Origin of the sequence: Streptomyces sp. NPDC003077 (genome assembly GCF_040611095.1) — a bacterium.
Lineage (GTDB): Bacteria > Actinomycetota > Actinomycetes > Streptomycetales > Streptomycetaceae > Streptomyces.
In genome coordinates, this window is record NZ_JBEXNM010000089.1 from 1 (window position 1) to 21,379 (window position 21,379).

Consider the following 21,379-nt stretch of genomic DNA (forward strand, 5'->3'; position numbering starts at 1 on the left):
CGAGGGGCAAGCCCTCATCAACGGCAAGCCCTACTCCTCACTGCGCCACCCGGTACGAGAAGTGGGCGCGCTGCTGGACGCGAATCGCGGAACGGGCGCCTCGCCCGTTCCGCGCGGCCCCTCCTGCCGCGGACCGCTTCAGAGGTGCCTGGTCAGCGGGGTGGCGGGCGGCTGGGGCACCCCGTCCACGTCGCCGATGGGCGCCGGCCGGAGGCCGAAGGTGGTGAAGGCCGTCCGGGGCGGGAGGGGGTAGGCGGGACCTCCGGTGAGGGAGTTGAGGATGATGGCGCTGCGCCAGGCGGCGAGGCCGAGGTCGGGGGTGCCGACTCCGTGCGTGTGGCGCTCGGCGTTCTGGACGTAGACAGAACCGGTGACGCAGGGATCGAGGATGAGCCGGTGGCGCGCGTCGATCCGCGGCCGTTCGGCGTTGTCGCGGCGCATGTAGGGGTCGAGGGCGGCGAGCAGGGTGGTGAGGTTCCGCTCGCGGTAGCCGGTGGCGAGGATGACGGCGTCGGTGGTCAGCCGGCTGCGGACGGTCTGCTGGACGTGTTCCAGGTGCAGTTCGATCCGGGTGGCGCCGATCCGGCCGGCCGTGCGGACGGTGACGCCGGGGGTCAGTACCGCGTCCGGCCACCCGCCGCTCAGGGTGCGGCGGTAGAGCTCGTCGTGGATGGCGCCGATGGTGGCGCGGTCGATGCCCTTGTAGAGCTGCCACTGCTGCGGGACGAGCGCGTTGCGGACGGATTCGGGCAGCGCGTGGAAGTACCGGGTGTAGTCCGGGGTGAACTGCTCCAGGCCCAGCTTGGAGTACTCCATGGGCGCGAAGGCGGGGGTGCGGGCCAGCCAGTGCAGCCTCTCCCGGCCTGCCGGGCGGGCGCGCAGCAGGTCCAGGAAGATCTCCGCGCCGGACTGGCCGGAGCCGATGACGGTGATGTGCTCGGCCTTCAGCAGCCGTTCGCGGTGGTCGAGGTAGTCGGCGGAGTGGATGACGGGCACGGCGGCGGAGTCCGCGAGCGGCTTGAGGGACTCGGGCAGGTACGGGGCGGTGCCCACGCCCAGGACCAGGTTGCGGGCGTAGCTGCGCCCCAGGGCCTCGGCCTCGCCCGCCTCGTCGAGCTGGGTGAAGTCGACGGCGAACAGCTCGCGTTCCGGGTTCCAGCGCACGGCGTCCACCTGGTGGCGGAAGTGCAGGCCGGGGAGGGACTCGCTGACCCAGCGGCAGTAGTCGTCGTACTCGGCGCGCTCGATGTGGAAGTTCTCCGCGAAGTAGAAGGGGAAGAGGCGGTCGCGGGCCCGGAGGTAGTTCAGGAACGTCCACCGGCTGGTGGGGTCGGCGAGGGTCACCAGGTCGGCGAGGAACGGCACCTGGAGGGTGGTGCCCTCCAGGAGGAGGCCGGGGTGCCAGTGGAAGGCCGGGCGCTGGTCGTAGAAGGCGGTGCGCAGCCGGCCGAGCGGCTGGGCGAGCGCGGCCAGGGAGAGGTTGAACGGTCCGATCCCGATCCCTACCAGGTCGAGCGGTCCTTCGGGGGTGGGGGGCTGTGGCGGGGTCGCTCCGTGGGGGTTCTTTTCGGCGGTGGTCCGGTACGCGGCTGAGGTCATGGGGGGCACGGGAGCTCGGGGGGTGGCCTCGGGTGTGGGGCAGGGGATGGCGGGCGTGGCGGGTGGTGTGCCGGATGGCGTGCCGTTTTCGGAGGCTGCTGTGGTGGGGGGGGCGTCCGGGGCCGTGGGGGCGGCCGGGGATGGACTGGTGGGGGTGGCCGGGGACGACGGGGCGGGAACAGCCGGAGACGGGTCGGAGGTGGTGTCGGAAGTGGTGTCGGGCGTGCGGTCGGAGGTGGTGTCGGGATCGGCCGGAGGGGGGAGCGGGGGCGTCTCGGGGGACGGGACGGCTTCACTGTGGGGCGTGTCGCTGCTCATCGGTGGGGGGTGCCTTCCACGAGTGTCAGGAGCGATTTCAGGTCGCCGGGCTGGACGTGGGGGTTGAGGAAGGTGGCCTTGAGCCACAGGCCGGAGGCGGTGGTGGCGCGTCCCAGCACGGCGCGGCCGTCGTGCAGGAGGCGGCGGCGGAGGGCGGCGACGGCGGTGTCGTCGGCGCCGGTGGGGCGGAAGAGGACGGTGCTGATGGTGGGGCGGGCGTAGAGCTCGAAGGAGGGGTGGTCCTCGATGAGGTCGGCGAAGGCGCGGGCGGCGGCGATCGTGCGGTCCACCAGGTCGGCGAGTCCGCCGCGGCCGAGCGCCTTGAGGGTGACGGCGATCTTGACGATGTCGGGGCGGCGGGTCGTCCGCAGCGAACGGCCGAGGAGATCGGGCAGCCCGGCCTCGGTGTCGTCATCGGCGTTGAGGTAGTCCGCCCGGTGGCTCAGGGGGGCCAGGGCGGCGGCGTCGGGCACCGTCAGGAGGCCCGCGGCGACCGGCTGCCAGCCGAGTTTGTGCAGGTCCAGAGTGACGGTGTGGGCACGTTCCAGGCCGCGGAGCAGCCCTCGGTGCCGCCGGCTGAACATCAGCGGCCCTCCGTAGGCGGCGTCCACGTGCAGGCGGGCACCGTGCCGGTCGGCCACGGCGGCGAGCGCGGGCAGCGGGTCGATGGCCCCGGTGTCGGTGGTACCGGCGGTGGCGACGACGAGGACGGGGTGGTGCAGCGGGGTCAGCGCGGCATCGAGCGCCTCCGGGTCGAGGACGCCGTCGGGGGTGGGGAGGGTGAGGGGCTCGGGGAGGCCCAGCAGCCAGGCGGCACGGTGGACGCTGTGGTGCGCGTTCGCCCCGCAGACGACCTGCACCGGAGCGGGGAGCCGACGGACGCGCCCGTCCTCCCGGGCGAGGAGGAGGGCGAGTTGGTTGGACTCGGTGCCGCCGGTGGTGACGAGGGCGTCGGGTCCGCGTTCGGCCGGGGGCAGCTCCCGGCGGGGCGGAGGGATCAGGCTTCCGGCGGACGAGGTGGTACCGGCGGTCGAACGGTGACCGGCGGACGAGGTGAGGCGGGCCTCGGTGAGCTCAGGCGCTGAGGTGGCGCGGCATGCGGCGCGCAAGGCTGGGGCCGAGCCGTCCACGGAGCGGGCCGGGTCGTTCTCGAACGGTGAACCCGGACCGCCCACGGAGCGGGCCGGATCGGCCTCCCACGGTGTGGCCGGACCGTCCACGGAACGGGCCGGAACGGCCTTAAGCGGTGCAGCGGGACCGCCTACGGAACGGGCCGTCTCCGGCTCGTCCTCCGAAGTGGTCCGGTCCGGGAGGTGCACGAGACGCGCCAGTTCACGAGTGGTGAGGGCTTCGAGCGCCGAGGCGGCCGGTGCCTGGTCCCAGGAGTCCAGGGACGGGTTCAGGGAGGCGGCGGCCAAGTCGGCGGCGGCGGCCACGGCGAGCGGCGGGCAGTGCAGGTGGGCCGTGCAGTGCGGATCCGCCGGGTCGGCCGAACCCGCGGCCAGCGCGGCGACCAGGGTGCGCAGCGCCGCCTGCGGCCCGACGCCGGTTTCGGGGAGGAGCGGGTGAACGGCGCTCCGCAGCCGCTCCGCCACGACGCCCGGCCCACCGGCGGGGAGCGGCCCACCCCGGGCGGCGGCTCCTTGGGACAACGCGTCGAGGGTGGTGTCGATCAGGGGCCGCAGGGCGGCGGGGCCTGTGATCCCTCCGGCGAGGTGCGGCGTGTCCATGGGCTGGTCCTCCGGGAGCGCGGCGGGTGAGCACACCGCGGCCTGGTGGGGCGGGCGATGTGCCCTCTGAACCCAACGAGACCGACCCTAAAGTGGTATTGCCCTACCCGGGAGGACCGGACGGAACCGCCCGCCCGCGCCACGGGGCACGGGACGGGCGCGCCCCCGGGCGAGCGCCGGGGTACAGAGGCTTGGCGGGGGTGGCCCGGCCGCCCGTTCACACATGGCGCTGGGCTGGGCGAGGGGTGGCACCGTCCGTTCCCACGGGGCTCCGAGCTTGGTGGGCGGGCCGTTCGTTCCCGCGCGGCGCTGAAGCCCGGCGGGGTGGTTGGCCGCCCGTTGCCGCCTGGCTCTGAGCTTGGTGGGCTGGCCGCCCGTTCCCACGGGCGCGGAAACCTGCCGAGCTGGCGGGCCGTTCGTTCCCGCCCGGCGGTGAAAGTCTGGAGGCGTGGCAGGCCGTCCATTCCCACGCGGCGCAGAAGCCCGGCGGGCCAGCGGGCCGCCCGTTCCCGCGCGACGCAGAAGCCTGGCGGGGCGGGCTGGCCGTCCATTCCCACGCGGCGCAGAAGCCCACCGGGCCGACGGGCCGCCCGTTCCCGCATGACGCCGCTTCCTCCGCACGCCGGATCACCGAGCGAACCCGTTCCCCCAGCCCTCGACGCCTGCGCCGAAGGGCCGACGGCGACCCACTCTCCGGCCCTCGGTGCCGGGCCCTGGCGCACCCGCCGGGCCCGGCGTCGTTCGTGTCACACCCCCCTGACGTTCAGTGCCCGGCGCAGGTCGTCGAGCTGGTCGACGAGCTTGCGGCGGAGGGCCGGGATCGGGTCGGCGGTGTGCAGGCATTCCTCGCCCAGGCGGAGGGTTTCCCGTTCCACGAAGGGCTTCGGGAAGGCGTAGCGTCCCGCGGCCTCGGCGAGGGCGGGGCCGCGGCGGGCGGCGAGGGCGGGGACCTCGGAGAAGAACCGGCTGACGTACGGGCGCAGCAGGTCCTGTTGCTCGCGGGCCCAGAAGCCGACGGCGGTGGCGGTGAAGAGGTAGTTGGAGAGTTCGTCCCCTTCGTCCGCGGTGAACATGGACCGCCAGGCGGCTTCCTTGGCGGCCGGGTCGGGCAGGGCGGCCCGGCAGCGGGCGGCGCCCTCCTGTCCGGTGGCGCTGGGGTCGCGGGCGAGTTCGGCGTCGATGGCCTCGGGGGTGGTGGCGCCGAGGACGGCGAGCCGGCCGAGGAGGCGCCAGCGCAGTTCGGGGTCGAGCGCCGGGCCGCCGGGGACGGTGTCGCCGTCCAGCCAGTCCTGGATGCCCTGCGGGGTCGTGGCGCTGTCGATGAAGCACCGCACGGCGACCAGGCGCAGTCCCTGGCCGTCGCCGTTCTCCGAGCCCTCGGTGCGGCGCAGGATGTCGCGGGAGATGTCGGTGAGCGTGCCGAGTGCCGCGTGCCGGTCGTCCGTCGTGAGGTAGGCGTCGGCGATCTGGTGGCGGGCGAAGGACAGGACGCCGTCGACGATCGCTATGTCGGTTTCGTGCGGCAGGTGGGTGCGGGCTGCCTCCAGGTAGGCGGCCGGGGCGAGTTCGCCGTCGCGGACCATGTCGCGGGCGGCGTTCCACACGACGGCGCGGGAGAGCGGGGTGGGCAGGCCGGACAGTGAGCGGCTCGCGGTCTCCCAGGAGGCGGCGTCGAGCCTGACTTTGGTGTAGGTCAGATCGCCCTCGTTGAGGAGGACGAGGTCGGGGCGGGGGCCGGGGGCCGTGTGCTCGGTGCGGCCCGGGATGTCCAGGGTCACGGGGTCGCGGGGGACCAGTCGGCCGGGGGTGGTGGGGTCGTGGTCGTAGAGGCCGACGGCGAGGTGGTGGGGGCGGCTGCCGGCCTGGTCGACGCGTAGCGTCCAGGAACCGTCCTCGGTCGTGCCGACGACGGGGGTGAGGGTGTCGACTCCGGTGGTGCGCAGCCAGCTCTTGGCCCAGGCGTGCACGTCGCGGTCGGTGGCGCGGGCGAGGGAGTCGATGAAGTCGGCGAGGGTGGCGTTGCCGAAGCGATGCCGGGCGAAGTGGTCGTTGATGCCGGCCAGGAACGCCTTCTCCCCCATCCAGACGACGAGCTGCCGCAGGGCGGAGGCGCCCTTGGCGTAGGAGATGCCGTCGAAGTTCAGCAGGGCGGAGGCGGTGTCGGGCACGTCCTCGGGCGCGGGGGCGACGGGGTGCGTGGAGGGGCGCTGGTCGGCGTCGTAGCCCCAGCCCTTGCGGGCGATGCCGAAGTCCGTCCAGGTGTCGGTGAAGCGGGTGGATTCGGCGAGGACCTGGTAGCCCATGTACTCGGCGAAGGACTCGTTGAGCCAGATGTCGTCCCACCACTGGAGGGTGACCAGGTCCCCGAACCACATGTGGGCCATTTCGTGGGCGATGACCATGCCGCGGGTCTGCCGCTCGGTGTCCGTGACGGCGGAGCGGTAGACGAATTCGTCGCGGAAGGTGACCAGGCCGGGGTTCTCCATGGCGCCCGCGTTGAACTCCGGGACGAACGCCTGGTCGTAGGAGTCGAAGGGGTAGGGCTCCTCGAAGATCTCGTGGAAGCGGTCGTAGCAGCGGCGGGTGATGTCGAGGATTTCCTCGGCGTCGGCGTCCAGGTAGGGGGCCAGCGAGCGGCGGCAGTGGATGCCGAAGGGCAGGCCGGCGTGCTCCGTCCGTACCGAGTGCCACGGGCCGGCGGCGACGGCGACGAGATAGGTGCTGATCGGCGGGGTCGGCGCGAGCTTCCAGCGGCCCGGCCCGGCGTCGGTGTCCTGGGTGGCGATGCCGTTGCCGAGCACCGTCCACTCAGGCGGTGCGGTGACGCTCAGCTCGAAGACGGCCTTCAGGTCGGGCTGGTCGAAGGCGGCGAAGACGCGCTGCACGTCTTCCATGAAGAGCTGGGTGTAGACGTAGCTCAGGCCGTCGGCCGGGTCGGTGAAGCGGTGCATGCCCTCACCGGTGTGGGAGTAGCGCATGGTGGCCGCCACGCGGAGCTCGTGCGCGCCCTCGGCGAGGCCGAGCAGCGGGAGGCGGTTGCCGTCGAGGCTCGTGGGGTCGAGCGGGCGGCCGTCCAGGACGGCGGAGTGCAGCTCGGCGGGCTTGACCTCCACGAAGGTGTCGCCCGCGGACCGCGCGGTAAAGTGGATCACCGTGCTGGACGCGAAGTGTTCTTCACCGTGGGTGAGATCGAGGTCGATCTCGTAGCGGTGGACGTCGATGAGTCGGGCTCGGGTCTGCGCCTCGTCGCGCTGGAGTGCGGGCATGGGGTCATGCTGCCGTACGCCGGTGACAGCGCGCACGCGGGTTGCGCCAGGCTGTGGAGAAACGTATCGGCGGGGGGATCGCGATGCTGGGGGCTGGTCGTCGTCTGCCCCGCGCGCATGCGCGTACGCATACGAAGCAGTGGGCCGTCCCTGTGAGCAGCACCGACCCGTTGCCCGCCGCGCGTACACACCGCCGACAAGAAACCGTCACACAAGAACCGGAATGCGCGGGCCCCCGCCGCCGGTTGGCGCTGGCATGACTGTGGGAGTAGCACTCAACGCGATCGATGCCGACAACCAAGTGGACGCCACCGTGCGGCTCGCCGAGGAGGCCGCGGCGGCGGGCCTGCGGTCCGCCTGGTTCGGGCAGACCTTCGGGGCCGATTCGCCCCAGCTCGCGGCGATCGTCGGGCGGGAGGTACCCGCCTTACAGGTGGGCACGTCCGCGATCCCCATCTTCGGCCGCCACCCGCTGGTCGTCTCCAGCCAGGCGCAGACCGCCCAGGCGGCCACGCACGGCCGGTACCACCTGGGGCTCGCGCTCGGTACCAAGCTCCTGACCGAGACCGGCTTCGGCATCCCCCACGAACGGCCCATCGCCCGCCTGCGCGAGTTCCTCGTCGCCCTGCGGCAGCTCACCGAGACCGGCACCGCCGACTTCCACGGCGAACTGCTCACCGCGACGACGCCCATCCCCGCGCGGGTGCCCGGCGCGGGGTCCCGGGTGCCGCTGCTGGTCGCCGCGATGGCCCCCCAGGCGCTGCGGGCCAGCGGCGAACTGGCGGACGGCATCCTGCCCTACCTCGCCGGGCCGCGCGCCCTGGCGGAGCACATCGTCCCGGCCGTCACCGCGGCGGCGGAGACCGCCGGCCGTCCGGCGCCCCGCATCGTGGCGTTCGTGCCCGCCGTGGTGACCGACGACGTGGCGTCCGTACGGGAGAAGGCCGCCGAGCAGCTCGCGTTCTACGAGCAGATCCCGTCCTACGCCCGGGTCATCGAGCTCTCCGGCGGCAAACGGGCCGTCGACGTCGCCGCCATCGGCGACGAGGAGACGGTCGCCGCCGAGGTGCGGCGCTACCGGGACGCCGGCGCGACGGAGGTGGTGTTCACCAGCACGGAGATCGCCGGCGACGCCGACCGGCTGCGTACCTGGGCGCTCCTGGGGGAGCTGGCGGGCTGAGCGACCGGGGGCCGATCCGCGCGTCGTGCCGGCGGGAGCGCCGACCAGATGACGAACGCGGGGCGCCTCTCTGAGCGACCGCGGGCCGCCTGCCTGGAGGACGCACGCGGATCGCCCCTCGGGAGGTCCCCTCCGGCCCCCTGTTACCGTCACCCGCGTGAGTACGACGACGCCCCCTCCCACCGCCTCGGGCGACCGGCCCGGCCAGCCGGAGTGGCCCGGCCAGCCAGGCCGGCCCCAGCAGCAGCAACCCGCGCAACGGAAGAAGCTGCCCTCCTCCCCCGTCAAGAAGCCCAGCTGGGACGCTTGGACGGCGGGGAAGTCGGTCGGGTTCGTGCTGCTGCTGATCCCCGTGGCGCTCGTGGTCTTCCCGGTGCTGCAGATCGTGGAGGCGCTCTATTACGCGGTCGTCATCATCGGCTACCTCTTCATGTCGCCGTTCTGGTGCGTACGCGCCCTCTGGCGCGCCGTCCGCCCCGTCCGGGAACCGCTGCACGCGACGCGGCGGGCCGAGGCGCGCCGGACGATCCGCGACACGCTGCGGGGACTCGGCTGCGTCCTCGTGGGGCTGGTCATTCTGGCGGTCCTTCTGATCGGTCTCGTTCTGGCGGTCGACTACTTCGATCGTGGGTGAGTGGGCGGGCGTTGTCGGCTCAGGTGTTCCGTACGGCGCCTGAACAGCCGCCCGCCCGTCGCCGGTCCGCTGCGTACGACTGCGATGCCGACGAGTCCGGCGCGCTCAGCCCGTGAGGTCCGTTCCCCCTGTGGGTGGCGCTGTCCCGTCCCGTACGAGCAGCGGCTCGGCGGCGGGGAGCCGCAGGGCGGGGCCGTCGTCGAGCCCCAGGACGACGGCGAGTGCGCCGGAGGGGTACCGCTCGCCCCGCACGGTGCGGACGGCGTGCCATGAGTCCCGGATGCGGACGCGCTGCCCCGGCTGGATGGTCGCGGCCGTGAGCTCTTTCACCTCGTCGGCCTTCGAGAGGCCCGGTGCGGGCAGCTCCGCCCAGACCGTCTTGCCGATCCCGCACGCGCGCTCCCGCACGCCCCAGCTGCGCGCCAGCGTCTCGACCAGCCAGAGGCCGCGCCCGCAGCTCTCCCCCTCACAGGGCGGCCGGACCACGGGACGGCCCGCGCCCGCGTCGCTCACCTCCAGGCGCACCAGCGCGGCACCCGTAAGCGGCGACACGCACACCTCCACCTGCCGGTCCTTCGGGGCGCGCGCCCGCAGGGCGTTCGTCACCAGCTCGGAGAGCACCAGCTCCGCGTCCGCCGCGGCGTCCTGGTCGATGTGCCAGGCGTGGAGCGTCGATCGCAGCAGTCCTCGCGCTCTGGGGACGTTCCGGGGGCTGCGGCACAGCCGGAACATCGTTTCGTGCGGTTCGGTCACAGTTGCCCCCAGAGGCTCGATGTGCCGGGCAGTCCGTCACTGGTGCGGCGAAGAGGCCGCGGACTCCGGCGTGCATGCTGGGAAGGATGGAGCCGCACCCATCGAATCTGCAACGTTTCAGATCACCAGCAACTCAAACTTCCCTCATTCGAGTTAGTTCCGTTTCCTCGGTATCTTGGGGTCTGCTACAGGTGTCTCATGCCGGAAAAGAGCACCGCCTCCAGCCCTTCGACCGTACTTGGACGCCAGCTCGGAGAAGAGCTGCGGAATTTGCGCGATGCAGCGGGTCTGACCACCGCACAGGCGGCCGAAGCACTCGACTGCACCAAAGGCAAGATCAGCCGAATTGAAAACGGTCGGGTGGCGCTTCGCCTCCCCGATCTGGCCGCCATGTTGCTCGCCTACGAAGTGAAGGACACCCAGCTAAGGGAACGGCTGACATCACTGGCGCGGAAGGCAAATCGACGGCGCCGGGATGGATGGTGGAATCAGTACGGTGCGGTACTGGCGGACACTTATCGCGACTACATCGCACTGGAGGCGATGGCCGCAACAATCAGGACCTTTCAAGCCCAATTGGTGCCGGGGCTGCTTCAAACGCCCGATTACACACGCGCACTGACGGTGGCTTCCCAGCGGTGGGACAGCGCCGATGAGATCGAGAAGTTCGTTCAGGTGAGAATCACCCGCCAAGAACGCCTGGTGGGCCATTGCCCACTGAACCTGTGGGCTGTCATCTCTGAGGCTGTTCTGCTACAGGAGGTCGGCGGTGCGAAGGTGATGGGTCCCCAACTCCAGTACCTCCTGGATGCCTCGGACGCGCCTGGCATCACTGTCCAGGTGCTGCCATTCTCCCGAGGAGCCCATGCGAGTATGTTCGGTCCGTATGTGGTGATGGGGTTCCCCGAGGACGGGGCCCTTGACGTGGTCTTGGCGGACACCCCGACCAACTCCCTCTGGATGGAAAGGGAGCCCGAGGTTGCCAGGTACAAGGCTCTGTTCGACGCCGCACGCACATCAGCTCTCTCCCCGGCCGAATCCCGTGCCGTCATTCACCGACAACGCAAGGAGTACCGGGTATGAAAAGCGCCGGCCGCAGGTATGACCTCTCGGCTGGAAAGTGGCACAGCAGCAGCTACAGCGGCGGCCACAACGAATGCGTCGAGATAGCCGACGGCATCCCCCATCTCGTCCCCGTCCGCGACAGCAAGAACCCCACCGGGCCCGTCATCGTCTTCACTCACCAGGCCTGGCGTGCCTTCCTCGCCACGCTGTGCTGAATCGACCGACCAAGGAGCAGAAACCGGTGAACAAAGAACGGAACGCACCGGCCCATCTCGCACAAGGGAGCTGGCGCGCCAGCAGCTACAGCGGTGGTCAGGGCAACTGCCTGGAGGTCGCCGATCACGCGCCCCACCGCATCCCCGTCCGCGACAGCAAACGCTCCGACGGTCGCGTCATCGTCTTCACCCACGACGCCTGGCGTGATTTCCTCACCACGCTGAAGTAACAGAACCACAAGCACGCGAGCCATCCAGCCGGGCCAATCGCCCGGCTGGTTTGCTGACGCCAGGCTTCCGCCCAGCCACAGGGCCGGACCGAACGGGCGGGGGCACCAAGAAGAGCGGCGGTTCGGCCCGCCCGTAGAATCCGCAGCGCCCCAGGGGGCTCGGCTCTCGCAGCCGGCGGGCGGGCATGTGCGCAGGACGGCTACCCGGACACCTCTCACATGTTCGCCTTACCGCGCCCCGCCTCCTGATGGGCGACGAGGGCAGAGGCCCGGCCTGAAGGAGAGGACTCCATGGCGACGGAACAACAGGTCACGCGTACACCCGGTGCCCCGGACGTGAAACGGCTGGTGCGACGCGGCTGGGCGCGGTTCATCACGAGCCTCTTCCTGCGGACTCTGATTATTGCCGCGCTGTTCCTCTTGGCTCTGGCGGCATCATGGAGATCGGTCCGGGACGTGCCTCTGGTCGAGGTGTATTCGGCCATCGCCATTCTCCTGACCATTCTTGGGATTTACCGGTATGTGCGCGCCAGCCGATTGGTTCAGTGCGCGCGGGTGCTGCGGGAGTACCCGCTGGAATTCCGTGAGCGGATTTCCTGGAAGGCCGCGAAGGACGAGAAAGACGGCAAGGTTTTCATGCTCGTCATTATCGACGAGGTGCTGCCGCGACCGTTCCGGGTGCGTGCTGTCAACGCGCTGGGGCGCCGGTACTGGACCCGGGGCGGGCAGGACGGAGTGTGGGTCGCGGGTGATCTTGCGTTCGGAGGCGTCCTCGTCCTGCCCGCCACCCATGAGCTGCTGCTCATCCAGCCCGCGAAATGGGAGAGGTACGCGGAGGAGCGTACGGAGGCCGGTGACGAGCGGGTGGCTCGGGCGGAGCAGGCGGGACTGACGCAGAAGGTGTTTTAGGTTCCGCGTGAACCGCTAAGGGAACACCTCGAACCACTGAGGGAACACCTTGTGCGAAGTATTCGACGTCGGGGCGGGAACAGGTCGTTGCCCACCGGCGTATGAAAGTCGAGCAGGCCAGCTGACGCGGATGTACTTGTGACGGTAAGTCCCGGCGAAGGGGCCTCACCAGATCATTGACGTCCGGCCCTCCCCCACCCCTACACCTCCCGCACCTCCACCCCGTCCACCACGAACTCCGCCTTCCCATCGCTCCCCACCTTCCGCAATCCGATCCACGCCTCCCCGCTCTCCGGTGCCGTGAACTCGTACGTGAAAGGCGTGGGTGCGGTGGCCACGGGCAGTGGGGCCCGGAGCAGTTCGCGGGTGGTGGGTTCGTCCACGGCTGTTATCCACGCGTATTGGTCCGCTTTTTCGTTTTCGTAGCGGAAGGTGACGCGGTAGCGGTGGCCGGGGAGGAAACGGGCGGTGTGCGGGACGGTGCGGTAGACGAGGCCGGGGTTTTCGCCGCGGGATTTCAGGGATTCGGTGCCGTCGATGACGTCGTCGATGGCCTTGCCGTTCCAGCCGCGCTGGGTGAAGGGGGCGTGGCGCTGGGCGATGTGGGTGCGGGGGTCGGTGGAGCCGCCGGCGTCGCCCTTGACGAAGGGGCCCCAGCCCTGGGGGACGTGCTGGAAGTCCTCGTAGAGCAGGGTGCCCGGCTTGGTGGTGCGCTCGGCGCGGACCACGCGGACGTTGTCGAAGCGGACGCGGGCCTCGCCCGCGGCGGCCGTCAGGGACAGGACGACCGGGCCGCCGCCCTCGGGGACGGTGAAGTGGGTGAACATGCGCTGGAAGCGGGTGCCGTGCTTGCGGTCGGCGGCGACGTGGTTGACGGCGGTGGAGGTGTCCGTCCAGTTGGTGGCGGTGACGCCGTCGGCGGTGCGGACCTCCAGGGCGGCGCGGCGGCGCTCGCCCGCGTGCGCGCCGACCTCCACCTGGACCGACGCCGCGTACGTCCCGGGCCGCAGGCGGGACAGGCGCTGCCGGACGGACGCCGCGCCGCCCGCGCCGATCACCAGCTCGTAGTCGCCCAGGTCGCTGAGCCGGACCTCGGCCGGGCCGCTGACCTGCCATCCGGCGAGCGTGCCGGAGTGGAAGCCGGGGTCGGTGAGCGGGGTGCCCTCGCCCCAGTGCGGGGCGGGTGAGGGGGCGGGGGCGCGGACGACGACGTAGGGGCGGCCGGGTTCGGCGGTGAGGGTGATCCTGCCGCCGGTGACGGGGAGCCGGGTCCGGTCGGCGCGTCCCTGGTCGGTGAGCCGGTACGCGTACACCGCCCGCGTGCCCGCCCAGCCGCGCGGCAGCTCCCAGGTGGTCGTGCCGCCCTCGGGGTTGTAGTGGTAGAGCTTGGCGGGGTGGGTGGCGCGGCGGGGTTCCCAGGGGAGCAGGTAGGTGCCGCCGTCGTAGACGAGGCGGTCGTCGGTGGTGATGCGGCGGGTGCCGGTCGCGTCGGAGACGGCGGTCGCGGTCGGGCCCTCGAAGGTGATCTCGTGATCGTCCCAGGTGGCGATCGGGTACGCCTGGAGGTACTTGGCGGGCAGCGCGTCCCGCCAGATGATCGCGGCGAAGGCGTTCCAGTCGGTCTTGCCGAGCCAGCCCTCGAAGTTGCCCATCCGGGGTGCGCCCAGCAGGGTGGGCCACTTGTCGGCGAAGACGTCCTTCTGGTGGTTGCGGACGAAGCGGATGAGGCGGGAGTTGATGCCGCGGTAGCCGTCGCCGCCGTAGTCGGTCTCGTTGGCCCAGTGGGACCACAGGGCGGACCGTTCCAGGCCGTGGCCCCATTCGGTGACGATCTGCCAGCCCTGTTCGCGCAGGTGCCGCTGCAAACGGTCGGAGTTCCAGCCGGACTCGCGGAAGACGTCGATGTAGAGGGTGGTCAGCGCCGGGTCGGTCTCCGCCCGGAGCTGGGCGAAGCGGCGGACGATGTCGCCGGAGAGCAGGTCGCGGCGGGGGTCGATGCGGTAGGACTGGTCGAGCCAGTCCCACTGTTCGTCGTTCTTGTCGACCAGCGTTTCGGAGAAGGCGTTCGCGACCGGGTACGACTCGGTGGTGTTGACGTGGACCGCGAAGTCGCTGTTCCACTTCTTCCCGGCGCGCAGGAGCGCGTTGAGGTCGTCGAGGCCGCCCGCGCGCCGGTTGTGGTTGCCGCCGTAGTCCGGGTGCGCGGAGTCGTGGCCCTCGGACTGGTAGCCCTTGAGCAGCGTGAACTGCCGCAGCCCGTCGGTGGCCAGCGCGATCCGCTTGACGTGGTCAAGGGTGGCCAGGAACGGGTTGGTGGCCTGGCTGGCGAAGTTGAACGGGATGTGCGGGACGACCCTCAGGTGCTGCTCGTCGGCGCCCAAGGGGTTGACCATGATGTCGCGCAGGGCGATGGCCGCGTCCTGCCAGTCGGCCGTGCCGTCGCCGTTGCGGTCGCGGGTGACGATCACGGTGGCGTACGGCAGCGGCTCGGTGTCCTCCACGGCCGCCCCGGCCGCCCGGTGCGTCCACTGGCCGCAGCCCAGCCGTGCCCACGTCCGCCCACCGCCGCGGACGGTCTGCCGCCACAGCCGGCCGTTCTCCCACGCGGTCGCGGACGTCGGGCGGTCGTGGACGGTGTTGGTCTCGACGGCGGCGGCCAGCTCCCCGGTGGCGACCACGCCGTACGCGCAGCCCACGGGCGCGGGATCGGCGGCGGGTCCGTCGGCGGGCCGGACGAGGGTGTCCCCGTCGCGGTTCTTGTCCAGGTCGACGCGGGCCGCCAGCAGCGCGGCCTCCGGCTGGTCGTCGCGCGCACTGAGCAGGGCCAGCGCGGGGAACTGGAGGGTGCCGACCCGCAGCGCGGGGGTGTCGCGGACGGCGGTGACCTGCCAGGTGACCCGCCATCCGCGGACGGTGATCCGTACGCCGATCTCGGTCCCGCCGTCGAAGGCGAGGCTGTACGCGATCCGGTCCGCGCGGGCCCGGGAGGTGACCCGCGGGGTGTGGGCGGTGCCGTTGATCAGGACCTGGGTGGTGGGCTCGTCCTGCCCGTGGAGGACGGTGTCGTGGTCGCGGTCCGTGTACGTGATGACGCGCGGGAAGGCGGTGTCGACCCGGACGTCGAGGGCGGCGGACCTCAGGACGGCCTCGCCGTCCCGGGACGCGGCCCGTGCCCCGTCGGCCGTCGGGAGGGCGGTCGCGGCCCCGGCGAGCGCCGCGGCGGTGACGAGCGTTCTGCGGCTGGGGCCGCGCCGCCCGGCCGGTGTCGGTTCTGCGTTCACGCGCTCCGTCCTCCTTCGCGGGGGCACTCGGTGGTCGCGGGGTCGCTCGCTCTCGCTCGGTCACTCGCTCGTCGCGGGGACATTCGCTCGTCGCGCGGGCGCTTGCTCTTCGCGGGGACATTCACTCGTCGCGCGGGCACTCGCTCTTCGCGTGCTCTTCGCGCGGGGCGCTCGCTCCTCCGCCGGGACGCCGGCCGGCGCCGCACAGCGTGCGGTGTGGGACGAACGGGAGGGATGTGGTGGGCCCCGGCCGCCGCCCGTCCGTACGGGACGCGCGGGGCCCCGGCGCCGGACGTGCGTGTCCGGTGCCGGGGCCCCGCGGATGCCTCACCGGTCGTGCGGTACGTACGGGGTCAGCCGCGCGAGCCCGTACGGAGGAGCTGCTTCGCGGCCTGGTCGATGTCCTTGGCGAAGGTGCTCACCTCGGTGTAGACACCGGGCTTGCCGGGGCGGGCGCAGCCTTCGCCCCAGCTCACGATGCCGACCTGGATCCAGGCGCCCGCGTTGTCCTTGCGGAACATCGGGCCGCCGGAGTCGCCCTGGCAGGTGTCGACGCCGCCGGTGTTCAGCTTGCCGGCGCACAGCTCCTCGCCGGGCACGAACGCGTTGCCGTACGCGCGCTTGCAGGTGGCGTCGTCGACGAACGGCACCTTGGCCTTGAGCAGGTAGCGCTGCTGGGCGCCGCCCTCGCGGTTGGCACCCCAGCCGGCTATGTCGAAGTCACCCTTGTTGTACGTGGTGTCGCGGGCGATGTTCAGGGTCGGCAGGTTGATCGGCTTGGCGAGCTTGATCAGCGCCCAGTCCTTGCCCTGGCCGTTGTAGCCGGGGGCCTGGAGGACCTGCTTGGACTTGACCTTGATGGCGCTGGAGCTCTGGAGGTCCACGACGCCCGCGGTGGCGGTGATGGAGGTGTCCGGGCCGCTGCCGTCCACACAGTGGGCGGCGGTCAGCACGATGTCCTTCGTGTAGAGCGAGCCCCCACAGCCCATGGACAGACGGACCATGAAGGGGAACTCGCCCTGGGCCGCCCGGGTGCCGCCGACGATCCTCGGGTCGCCACCGGACTTGGGGGCGGAGGAGGCCCCGGCCGTGCCGGGCTGGAGGCTGAAGGCGGCCAGGGCGACGGCGCCGACGGCGGCGGATCTCTTCAGGTTCTTCAGGTAGGTCTTCAACGGACGTCCCTTCGTGGGGGGTTGAACGCCGGCCTGGCGCTTCGACGACAGGTGCAGGGGATGGCAGGTCCATGCCAATAAGCAGGTCCATGCCAATGCTCGGGGTCCGGACTCCACCGTCGGCGTGGTTCTCAGGAGACGGCGGCACACCGCAGCGACGGCAGCGCGTCACGTGGCAGCAGTGCGACGTGAGACAGCCGTACAGAACGGATGAGCCGGGTGGCGCCTTTGGATTATGTGGAGTGAGAGATCAGGGAGACAAGAGTGTGCATCCGGCCAACTTCTGGCCGCTCATGACCGGATGGAGAATGAAGTATTTCGAATCCGCGCTCCATGACGGCTGTTTTTGCACGTCAGGTGCTGCCGAGTGAGTGAAACACGGCCGGGCATGGAACACGGCCAGGCCGGATGATCCGCGGGCGTGGGCTCGTCCTCCCCCGCAGGGCGTCCCCTCGTCCGGTGACGCGGGCTCGTCCTCCCCGCAGGACGCCCCTCGTTGAGTGACGGGGGCTCGCCCTCCCCCGCAGGACGTTCCCCCGTTGAGTAACGCGGGCCCGACCACCCGACCACCCGACCACCCGACCGCCCCGGAAGAGCGCTCCGTCGCGCGGCTTCCGCACCGTCCCCATCACCCCGCCATACGGCCGCGCGCCCCCGTACAGTGGTCGGGTGGCAGCGGGAGACGGGGGCGGGCCCGGCAGCGAGATCGTGCACGGTTTTCCCCACATCGATACGGTACGGGCGGCCGTCACGGCCCTCTACAAACGCCTCTCCTACGACGGCATCGCCGGTTTCCCCCTGAGCGTGGCACGCTCGGAGGTCGTCTTCCCGGGTGACGAGGACCTGTACCTCGGGGTGCAGCGGGTGGCCCGGGTCATGGTCCAGCACTTCCGGCTTCCGGACGCGCGCATGATCGTCGCCTTCCGGGACATGGCGCACGCGGCGAACGTCGAACTCGCCGCCGGGCCCGAGTACTTCATCGAACTCAACGCCCGCTTCAAGAACCACCGCAAGGACATCGGCGCCGCGCTCGCCCACGAGGTGATGCACGTCTACCTGCACCGGCTCGGCCTCGCCTTCCCCGGCACCCGGGACAACGAGATCCTCACCGACACCGCCACCACCTACCTGGGCGCCGGGTGGCTGCTCCTGGACGCCTACCACGAGAACGGCGGGTTCTCGCAGAAGCTCGGCTACCTCACTCCCGAGGAGTTCGGTTACGTCCTGGCCAAACGCGCGCTGTTCTTCGGCGAGGACCCCTCGACCTGGTTCTCCAGCCCGCAGGCGTACGACGCGTACGTGACCGGCCGGGCCCGTGCCCAACGCGACGAGCGGCAGCCACCGCTGGCCGCCGCCGGACGGCTGGGCCGCCACCGCTACGCCCGCGACCGCCGGCTGGCCCAGGACCCCCGGCGCGATCCGCTCGCCAACGGCCACGCGCGGGATGCCGGTTACGCCTTCGACGGGCGGGCGCCCCTGCGGGTGACGTTCCCGTGTCCCGTCTGCCACCAGCGCATCCGCGTCCCGGTACGCGGTCGCGTGCGGGCGCGCTGCGGACTGTGTCAGACGGTGCTCGATTGCGACACGTAGGGCGGCAGCGTTCCTCCTCCACGGGCGAGTGTTCTTTCGTGACACCGTCGCTTCGAGCCCGTGCCGAGCGTTGAGCAGTGCATGCGAAAGAGCAGTGCATGCGAAAACTGACGAGTGTCTCTGTTGTGGTGTCTGCCGCGTTGACGGCGGGCATGGTGGCGGCGGCTCCGGCGTCGGCGGGGGGCTACCGGTGCAGCTCCTCGACGCGCGAGCTGGACACGCCTCAGTACGACGGGCCATGGCCGGACAACTGGCGCGTAACGACCACGCTGTGCGCGAAGAGGTCCAAGGGGCGGGTGTACGCCTACGCGCGCGTCCGCTGGGACGGCCCCAACGGCGCCCTGGGAGGCGGGTTCACCAACGACGCCTACTTCCTGGTGCGGATCCGCGCCGCCGGCAAGGTGAAGGCGTCCAAGCGCTTCCACGGGATCGAGAGCCGCTGGGACCACTCCGACAGCAACGGCAACTACAACGGCTCCTACCGGACCGGCACCGTGAGCTGGAAGGGCCGCACCGCGGCGGTGGCGGCCGGGTCGCTGAACCTGGAGTGGGCGGACGACGGCAAGGGCTTCCGGAGCACCTCCTTCACGTCCTCGCCCCGCGTGTGACCACCCGCCGCGGCCCCCTTCGGGGCAGCCGCCGAGGTGCCCCCGGTACGCCGGGGAGGGCCACCGGATCCCCTGTCCGGCGGCCCTCCCCGGCGTCCGCGCGACGCCCGGCCCTCCCCGGCGTCCGCGTGACGCCCGGACCTCGCTGTCGCCGTGAGCAGGCTCACCGGCCCCCCAGACTCACCGACCCCCGGACTCACCGGCCCCCGGGACTCACCGCCGCAGCGCCGTCTCCTCCCGCATGTGCGACAGCTTCGCCGGATTGCGCACGGCGTAGAGCCCGGTGATGAGGCCGCTCTCGACGCGTACCGCCAGCACGGTGTCGATCTCGCCGTCGAGCCGCAGGACGAGCGCCGGACAGCCATTGACCTGCGTCCACTGCATCGGGCCCGCGACGGTGAGCTTGCGCAGTGCGGCGGTGAGCAGGCGGGCCACCTTGTCGTACCCCACGATGGGCCGCAGGGCGGCCTGCTTGGCGCCGCCACCGTCGCCCATGTAGACGACGTCCGGCGCGAGGATGCCCAGCAGGCCCCGTACGTCGCCCGTTTCGGCCGCCCGTTGGAACGCGTCGAGCGCGTCCCGGGTCTCGGCGGCGGAGACGATCTCGCGCGGGCGGCGGGCGGCGACGTGGGACCGCGCCCGGTGGGCGATCTGGCGGACCGCGGCCGGGCTCTTGCCGACGGCCTCGGCGATCTCGCCGTACTCCACGTCGAACACCTCGCGCAGGACGAACACCGCCCGCTCGGTCGGCGTCAGGGTCTCCAGCACCAGCAGCATCGCCATCGAGACGCTGTCGGCCAGCTCGACGTCCTCGGCCACGTCGGGCGCGGTCAGCAGCGGCTCGGGCAGCCAGGGGCCGACGTAGGACTCCTTGCGACGGCCGAGCGTGCGCAGCCGGTTCAGCGCTTGCCGGGTGGTGATCCGCACCAGGTAGGCGCGCTGGTCCCGCACCGTGGCGAGATCGACGTCCGACCAGCGCAGCCAGGTTTCCTGGAGGACGTCCTCGGCGTCGGCGGCCGACCCGAGCATCTCGTAGGCGACGGTGAACAGCAGATTGCGATGGGCGACGAACATCTCGGTGGCGGGGTCCGTGCCTCCGCCGCCGGTCAGCCGCCCGGTCTCCTCCGCTGTGCGCTGGGTCTTCACCGGATTCTCCTGTCTGTGCGCTGTTGTCGGTGCTCCATGGACGAGACACCGGTCCGCGCGGGTTTGTGACGCCCCTGCGTGGTGGCGCGCGTCACCTGGGCGTCGGCCCTGGCATGCCATGTCACGTCACCGTCACGCGGAACGGGCCGCACGCTTCGTTCGCTGCCCCAGGCCCTCGTTCCTCAAGGGGCGCTGACGAACGCACGCGTGCGGCGGCTCCCGCGACAGTGATCAGCCGCCGCACGCATGAGGTGCGGATCCGCTCGTAGTCGACCGGAACGGCCACGCCGCCTGACGCTGCTCGTTCAACGGCGACCGGTGTCCGCGTGCCTGGCTAAGCCGCCTGTTCGACGGTGGCCGGCACCGCGTCGCGCTTGGTCCGCAGCACCTGTTGGCGCTTGTTGTCCTTGGCCCAGGTCCACTTGAGCGAACCGGGCTTGCGCCCCTCGCGAGCCAGTTGCCAGACCGTGCCCGAGCAGATGAGCTCCTTGACCTTCGCGGCAGGACGGCCGCCGAGGTGGAGACTCGTCACGGTGTCGTTCCGGTGGGCGACCTGGAAGATGCCGGCCCGGCGCCCCAGGCTGATGCACTGGCCGACGAACCCCAGGGCGAGCGGCGCGGGCCGCTCGCCCGCGATGCGGCTGAGCACGGTCTCGGCGGCGGTCGCGCCCATCGGACCCGCGGCCTGGCAGCTCATCCGGAACGGCAGGTCCGACGGCGCCGCCGAATCCCCGGCCGCGATGATGCGCGCGTCGTCCACGCTGGTCAGCGTCTCGTCCGTGAGCAGGCGCCCCAGTGCGTCGGTGCGCAGCCCGCTGCGCGCGGCCAGGTCCGGCACGCCGAACCCGGCGGACCAGATGGTCACCCCGCTCGGCACCTCGCGGCCGTCGGCGAGCCGCACGGCATCGCGCGTCACCGCCGTCACCTTCGTGCCGGGGCCTTCGAGCACCCTCACGCCGAGTGCGGCCAGCCGCCCGGCGACCGAGCGCCGGCCTCGCGGGTGCAGGTACGGGCCGAGCACCCGGCCGCACACCAGGGTCACGGTGCGGCCCTGCTCGGCCAGCTCGGCGGCCGTCTCGATGCCGGTCGGACCGGCTCCGACGACCGTCACCGGGGCCGTCGCGGGCGCGGCGTCGAGGGCCGGCCGCAGCCGCTGCGCCTCCTCCAGGGTGGCGATCGGGTAGGCGAACTCGGCCGCTCCGGGCACGTCCGGGTCGGCGCTGCCGCTCCCCACGGCGTAGATCAGGTAGTCGTAGCCGACCGTGCCGCCGCTCGCCAGCGCCACCGCGCGCTCGTCGGCGTCGATCCGCGTCACGGTGTCGACCACCAGGCCGACGCCCTTGCCCAGGACCTCGCGGTAGCCGACGACCGCGTCGTGGGTCCCGCCCACCAGTTGGTGGAGGCGGATGCGCTCGACGAAGGTCGGGCGCGGGTTGATCAGCGTCACCGTCACGTCGTCGCGCCGCGTCAGGCGGTTGGCCGCCATGACGCCTGCGTAGCCCCCGCCGATCACGACCACCTGAGTGTTCCCCGTCATGGTGTGTCTCCTTCGCTTCTCGGGTTCACCCCTAAGACACCGCGTGACCGGCCGTTGTGACATGCGCGAGCGTGATCCGGACCACTCCTTGGACGGGTGGGCGCGTCCCCGTCGGTTCGCCGATCCCTCCCCCGCCTTCGGATGGC

At 71.8% G+C, this 21,379-nt stretch carries 16 protein-coding genes; 8 read left to right on the plus strand and 8 right to left on the minus strand.

Translation table 11 applies throughout. The annotated features are described in order from the left end of the window. Positions 1-138 precede the first annotated feature (138 nt). The 3 genes from ABZX96_RS34565 to pepN all read right to left on the minus strand — a co-directional run bounded on the left by ABZX96_RS34565 (position 139) and on the right by pepN (position 6,913). Positions 139-1,599 carry a SidA/IucD/PvdA family monooxygenase gene (locus tag ABZX96_RS34565; RefSeq protein ID WP_355552368.1) on the minus strand — a complete coding sequence of 487 codons (1,461 nt, stop codon included), beginning with the start codon at positions 1,597-1,599 and terminating at the stop codon, positions 139-141. A 314-nt stretch (positions 1,600-1,913) separates the two neighbouring features. After that, positions 1,914-3,647: an aminotransferase class V-fold PLP-dependent enzyme gene (locus ABZX96_RS34570; RefSeq protein WP_355552371.1), complete on the minus strand. Its 1,734-nt coding sequence runs from the start codon at positions 3,645-3,647 to the stop codon at positions 1,914-1,916. A gap of 746 nt (positions 3,648-4,393) precedes the next feature. After that, positions 4,394-6,913: an aminopeptidase N gene (pepN, locus tag ABZX96_RS34575; protein ID WP_355552374.1), complete on the minus strand. Its 2,520-nt coding sequence runs from the start codon at positions 6,911-6,913 to the stop codon at positions 4,394-4,396. Positions 6,914-7,169: 256 nt separating this feature from the next. Here pepN and ABZX96_RS34580 point away from each other — a divergent pair, with 256 nt between their 5' ends. Beyond that, on the plus strand, positions 7,170-8,093 hold the full coding sequence (locus ABZX96_RS34580; RefSeq protein ID WP_355552377.1) for an LLM class F420-dependent oxidoreductase: 924 nt from the start codon (positions 7,170-7,172) through the stop codon (positions 8,091-8,093). 157 nt (positions 8,094-8,250) lie between these two features. Continuing rightward, a complete protein-coding gene (locus ABZX96_RS34585) occupies positions 8,251-8,727 on the plus strand; it encodes a hypothetical protein (protein WP_355552380.1) in 477 nt (158 codons plus the stop codon). Between the two features lie 105 nt (positions 8,728-8,832). Here ABZX96_RS34585 and ABZX96_RS34590 read toward each other — a convergent pair whose 3' ends face one another. Continuing rightward, positions 8,833-9,480, minus strand: a complete 648-nt coding sequence (locus tag ABZX96_RS34590; protein WP_355552383.1) for an ATP-binding protein — start codon at positions 9,478-9,480, stop codon at positions 8,833-8,835. Between the two features lie 198 nt (positions 9,481-9,678). On the opposite strand from ABZX96_RS34590, the gene ABZX96_RS34595 reads away from it, so the two are divergent. The 4 genes from ABZX96_RS34595 to ABZX96_RS34610 all read left to right on the plus strand — a co-directional run bounded on the left by ABZX96_RS34595 (position 9,679) and on the right by ABZX96_RS34610 (position 11,899). After that, positions 9,679-10,563, plus strand: coding sequence for a helix-turn-helix transcriptional regulator (locus tag ABZX96_RS34595; RefSeq protein ID WP_355552386.1), 885 nt, complete (start codon positions 9,679-9,681; stop codon positions 10,561-10,563). After that, positions 10,560-10,760 (plus strand): DUF397 domain-containing protein, encoded by a 201-nt coding sequence (locus ABZX96_RS34600; protein ID WP_355552389.1) that lies wholly within the window; start codon positions 10,560-10,562, stop codon positions 10,758-10,760. Before ABZX96_RS34595 ends, ABZX96_RS34600 begins: the two co-directional genes overlap by 4 nt. 26 nt (positions 10,761-10,786) lie before the next feature. Continuing rightward, on the plus strand, positions 10,787-10,990 hold the full coding sequence (locus tag ABZX96_RS34605) for a DUF397 domain-containing protein (RefSeq protein ID WP_355552392.1): 204 nt from the start codon (positions 10,787-10,789) through the stop codon (positions 10,988-10,990). Between the two features lie 291 nt (positions 10,991-11,281). After that, positions 11,282-11,899, plus strand: coding sequence for a hypothetical protein (locus tag ABZX96_RS34610; protein WP_355552395.1), 618 nt, complete (start codon positions 11,282-11,284; stop codon positions 11,897-11,899). A 200-nt stretch (positions 11,900-12,099) separates the two neighbouring features. On the opposite strand, the gene ABZX96_RS34615 is transcribed toward ABZX96_RS34610, so the two are convergent. Then, positions 12,100-15,180 carry an endo-alpha-N-acetylgalactosaminidase family protein gene (locus tag ABZX96_RS34615; protein WP_355552398.1) on the minus strand — a complete coding sequence of 1,027 codons (3,081 nt, stop codon included), beginning with the start codon at positions 15,178-15,180 and terminating at the stop codon, positions 12,100-12,102. Between the two features lie 353 nt (positions 15,181-15,533). Next, positions 15,534-16,352 carry a serine protease gene (locus ABZX96_RS34620; protein ID WP_355552401.1) on the minus strand — a complete coding sequence of 273 codons (819 nt, stop codon included), beginning with the start codon at positions 16,350-16,352 and terminating at the stop codon, positions 15,534-15,536. Positions 16,353-17,021: 669 nt separating this feature from the next. On the opposite strand from ABZX96_RS34620, the gene ABZX96_RS34625 reads away from it, so the two are divergent. Both ABZX96_RS34625 and ABZX96_RS34630 read left to right on the plus strand, forming a co-directional pair. Continuing rightward, complete coding sequence (locus ABZX96_RS34625; RefSeq protein ID WP_355552404.1) at positions 17,022-17,942, plus strand: hypothetical protein; 921 nt, start codon at positions 17,022-17,024, stop codon at positions 17,940-17,942. Between the two features lie 98 nt (positions 17,943-18,040). Beyond that, positions 18,041-18,550 (plus strand): hypothetical protein, encoded by a 510-nt coding sequence (locus ABZX96_RS34630; RefSeq protein ID WP_355552407.1) that lies wholly within the window; start codon positions 18,041-18,043, stop codon positions 18,548-18,550. Between the two features lie 213 nt (positions 18,551-18,763). Here ABZX96_RS34630 and ABZX96_RS34635 read toward each other — a convergent pair whose 3' ends face one another. Beyond that, on the minus strand, positions 18,764-19,624 hold the full coding sequence (locus ABZX96_RS34635) for an RNA polymerase sigma-70 factor (protein ID WP_355552439.1): 861 nt from the start codon (positions 19,622-19,624) through the stop codon (positions 18,764-18,766). 406 nt (positions 19,625-20,030) lie between these two features. After that, the gene (locus ABZX96_RS34640) at positions 20,031-21,233 is read right to left on the minus strand and encodes an FAD-dependent oxidoreductase (protein WP_355552410.1); all 1,203 of its coding nucleotides are present in this window, start codon (positions 21,231-21,233) and stop codon (positions 20,031-20,033) included. Positions 21,234-21,379: the final 146 nt, after the last annotated feature.

Excerpts from the sequence above, each read along its gene's own strand:
- ABZX96_RS34565 (WP_355552368.1), bottom strand. The coding sequence starts at position 1,599 with ATGACCTCAGCCGCGTACCGGACCACCGCCGAAAAGAACCCCCACGGA.
- ABZX96_RS34570 (WP_355552371.1), bottom strand. The coding sequence starts at position 3,647 with ATGGACACGCCGCACCTCGCCGGAGGGATCACAGGCCCCGCCGCCCTG.
- pepN (WP_355552374.1), bottom strand. The coding sequence starts at position 6,913 with ATGCCCGCACTCCAGCGCGACGAGGCGCAGACCCGAGCCCGACTCATC.
- ABZX96_RS34580 (WP_355552377.1), top strand. The coding sequence starts at position 7,170 with ATGACTGTGGGAGTAGCACTCAACGCGATCGATGCCGACAACCAAGTG.
- ABZX96_RS34595 (WP_355552386.1), top strand. The coding sequence starts at position 9,679 with ATGCCGGAAAAGAGCACCGCCTCCAGCCCTTCGACCGTACTTGGACGC.
- ABZX96_RS34600 (WP_355552389.1), top strand. The coding sequence starts at position 10,560 with ATGAAAAGCGCCGGCCGCAGGTATGACCTCTCGGCTGGAAAGTGGCAC.
- ABZX96_RS34610 (WP_355552395.1), top strand. The coding sequence starts at position 11,282 with ATGGCGACGGAACAACAGGTCACGCGTACACCCGGTGCCCCGGACGTG.
- ABZX96_RS34630 (WP_355552407.1), top strand. The coding sequence starts at position 18,041 with ATGCGAAAACTGACGAGTGTCTCTGTTGTGGTGTCTGCCGCGTTGACG.
- ABZX96_RS34635 (WP_355552439.1), bottom strand. The coding sequence starts at position 19,624 with ATGTTCGTCGCCCATCGCAATCTGCTGTTCACCGTCGCCTACGAGATG.
- ABZX96_RS34640 (WP_355552410.1), bottom strand. The coding sequence starts at position 21,233 with ATGACGGGGAACACTCAGGTGGTCGTGATCGGCGGGGGCTACGCAGGC.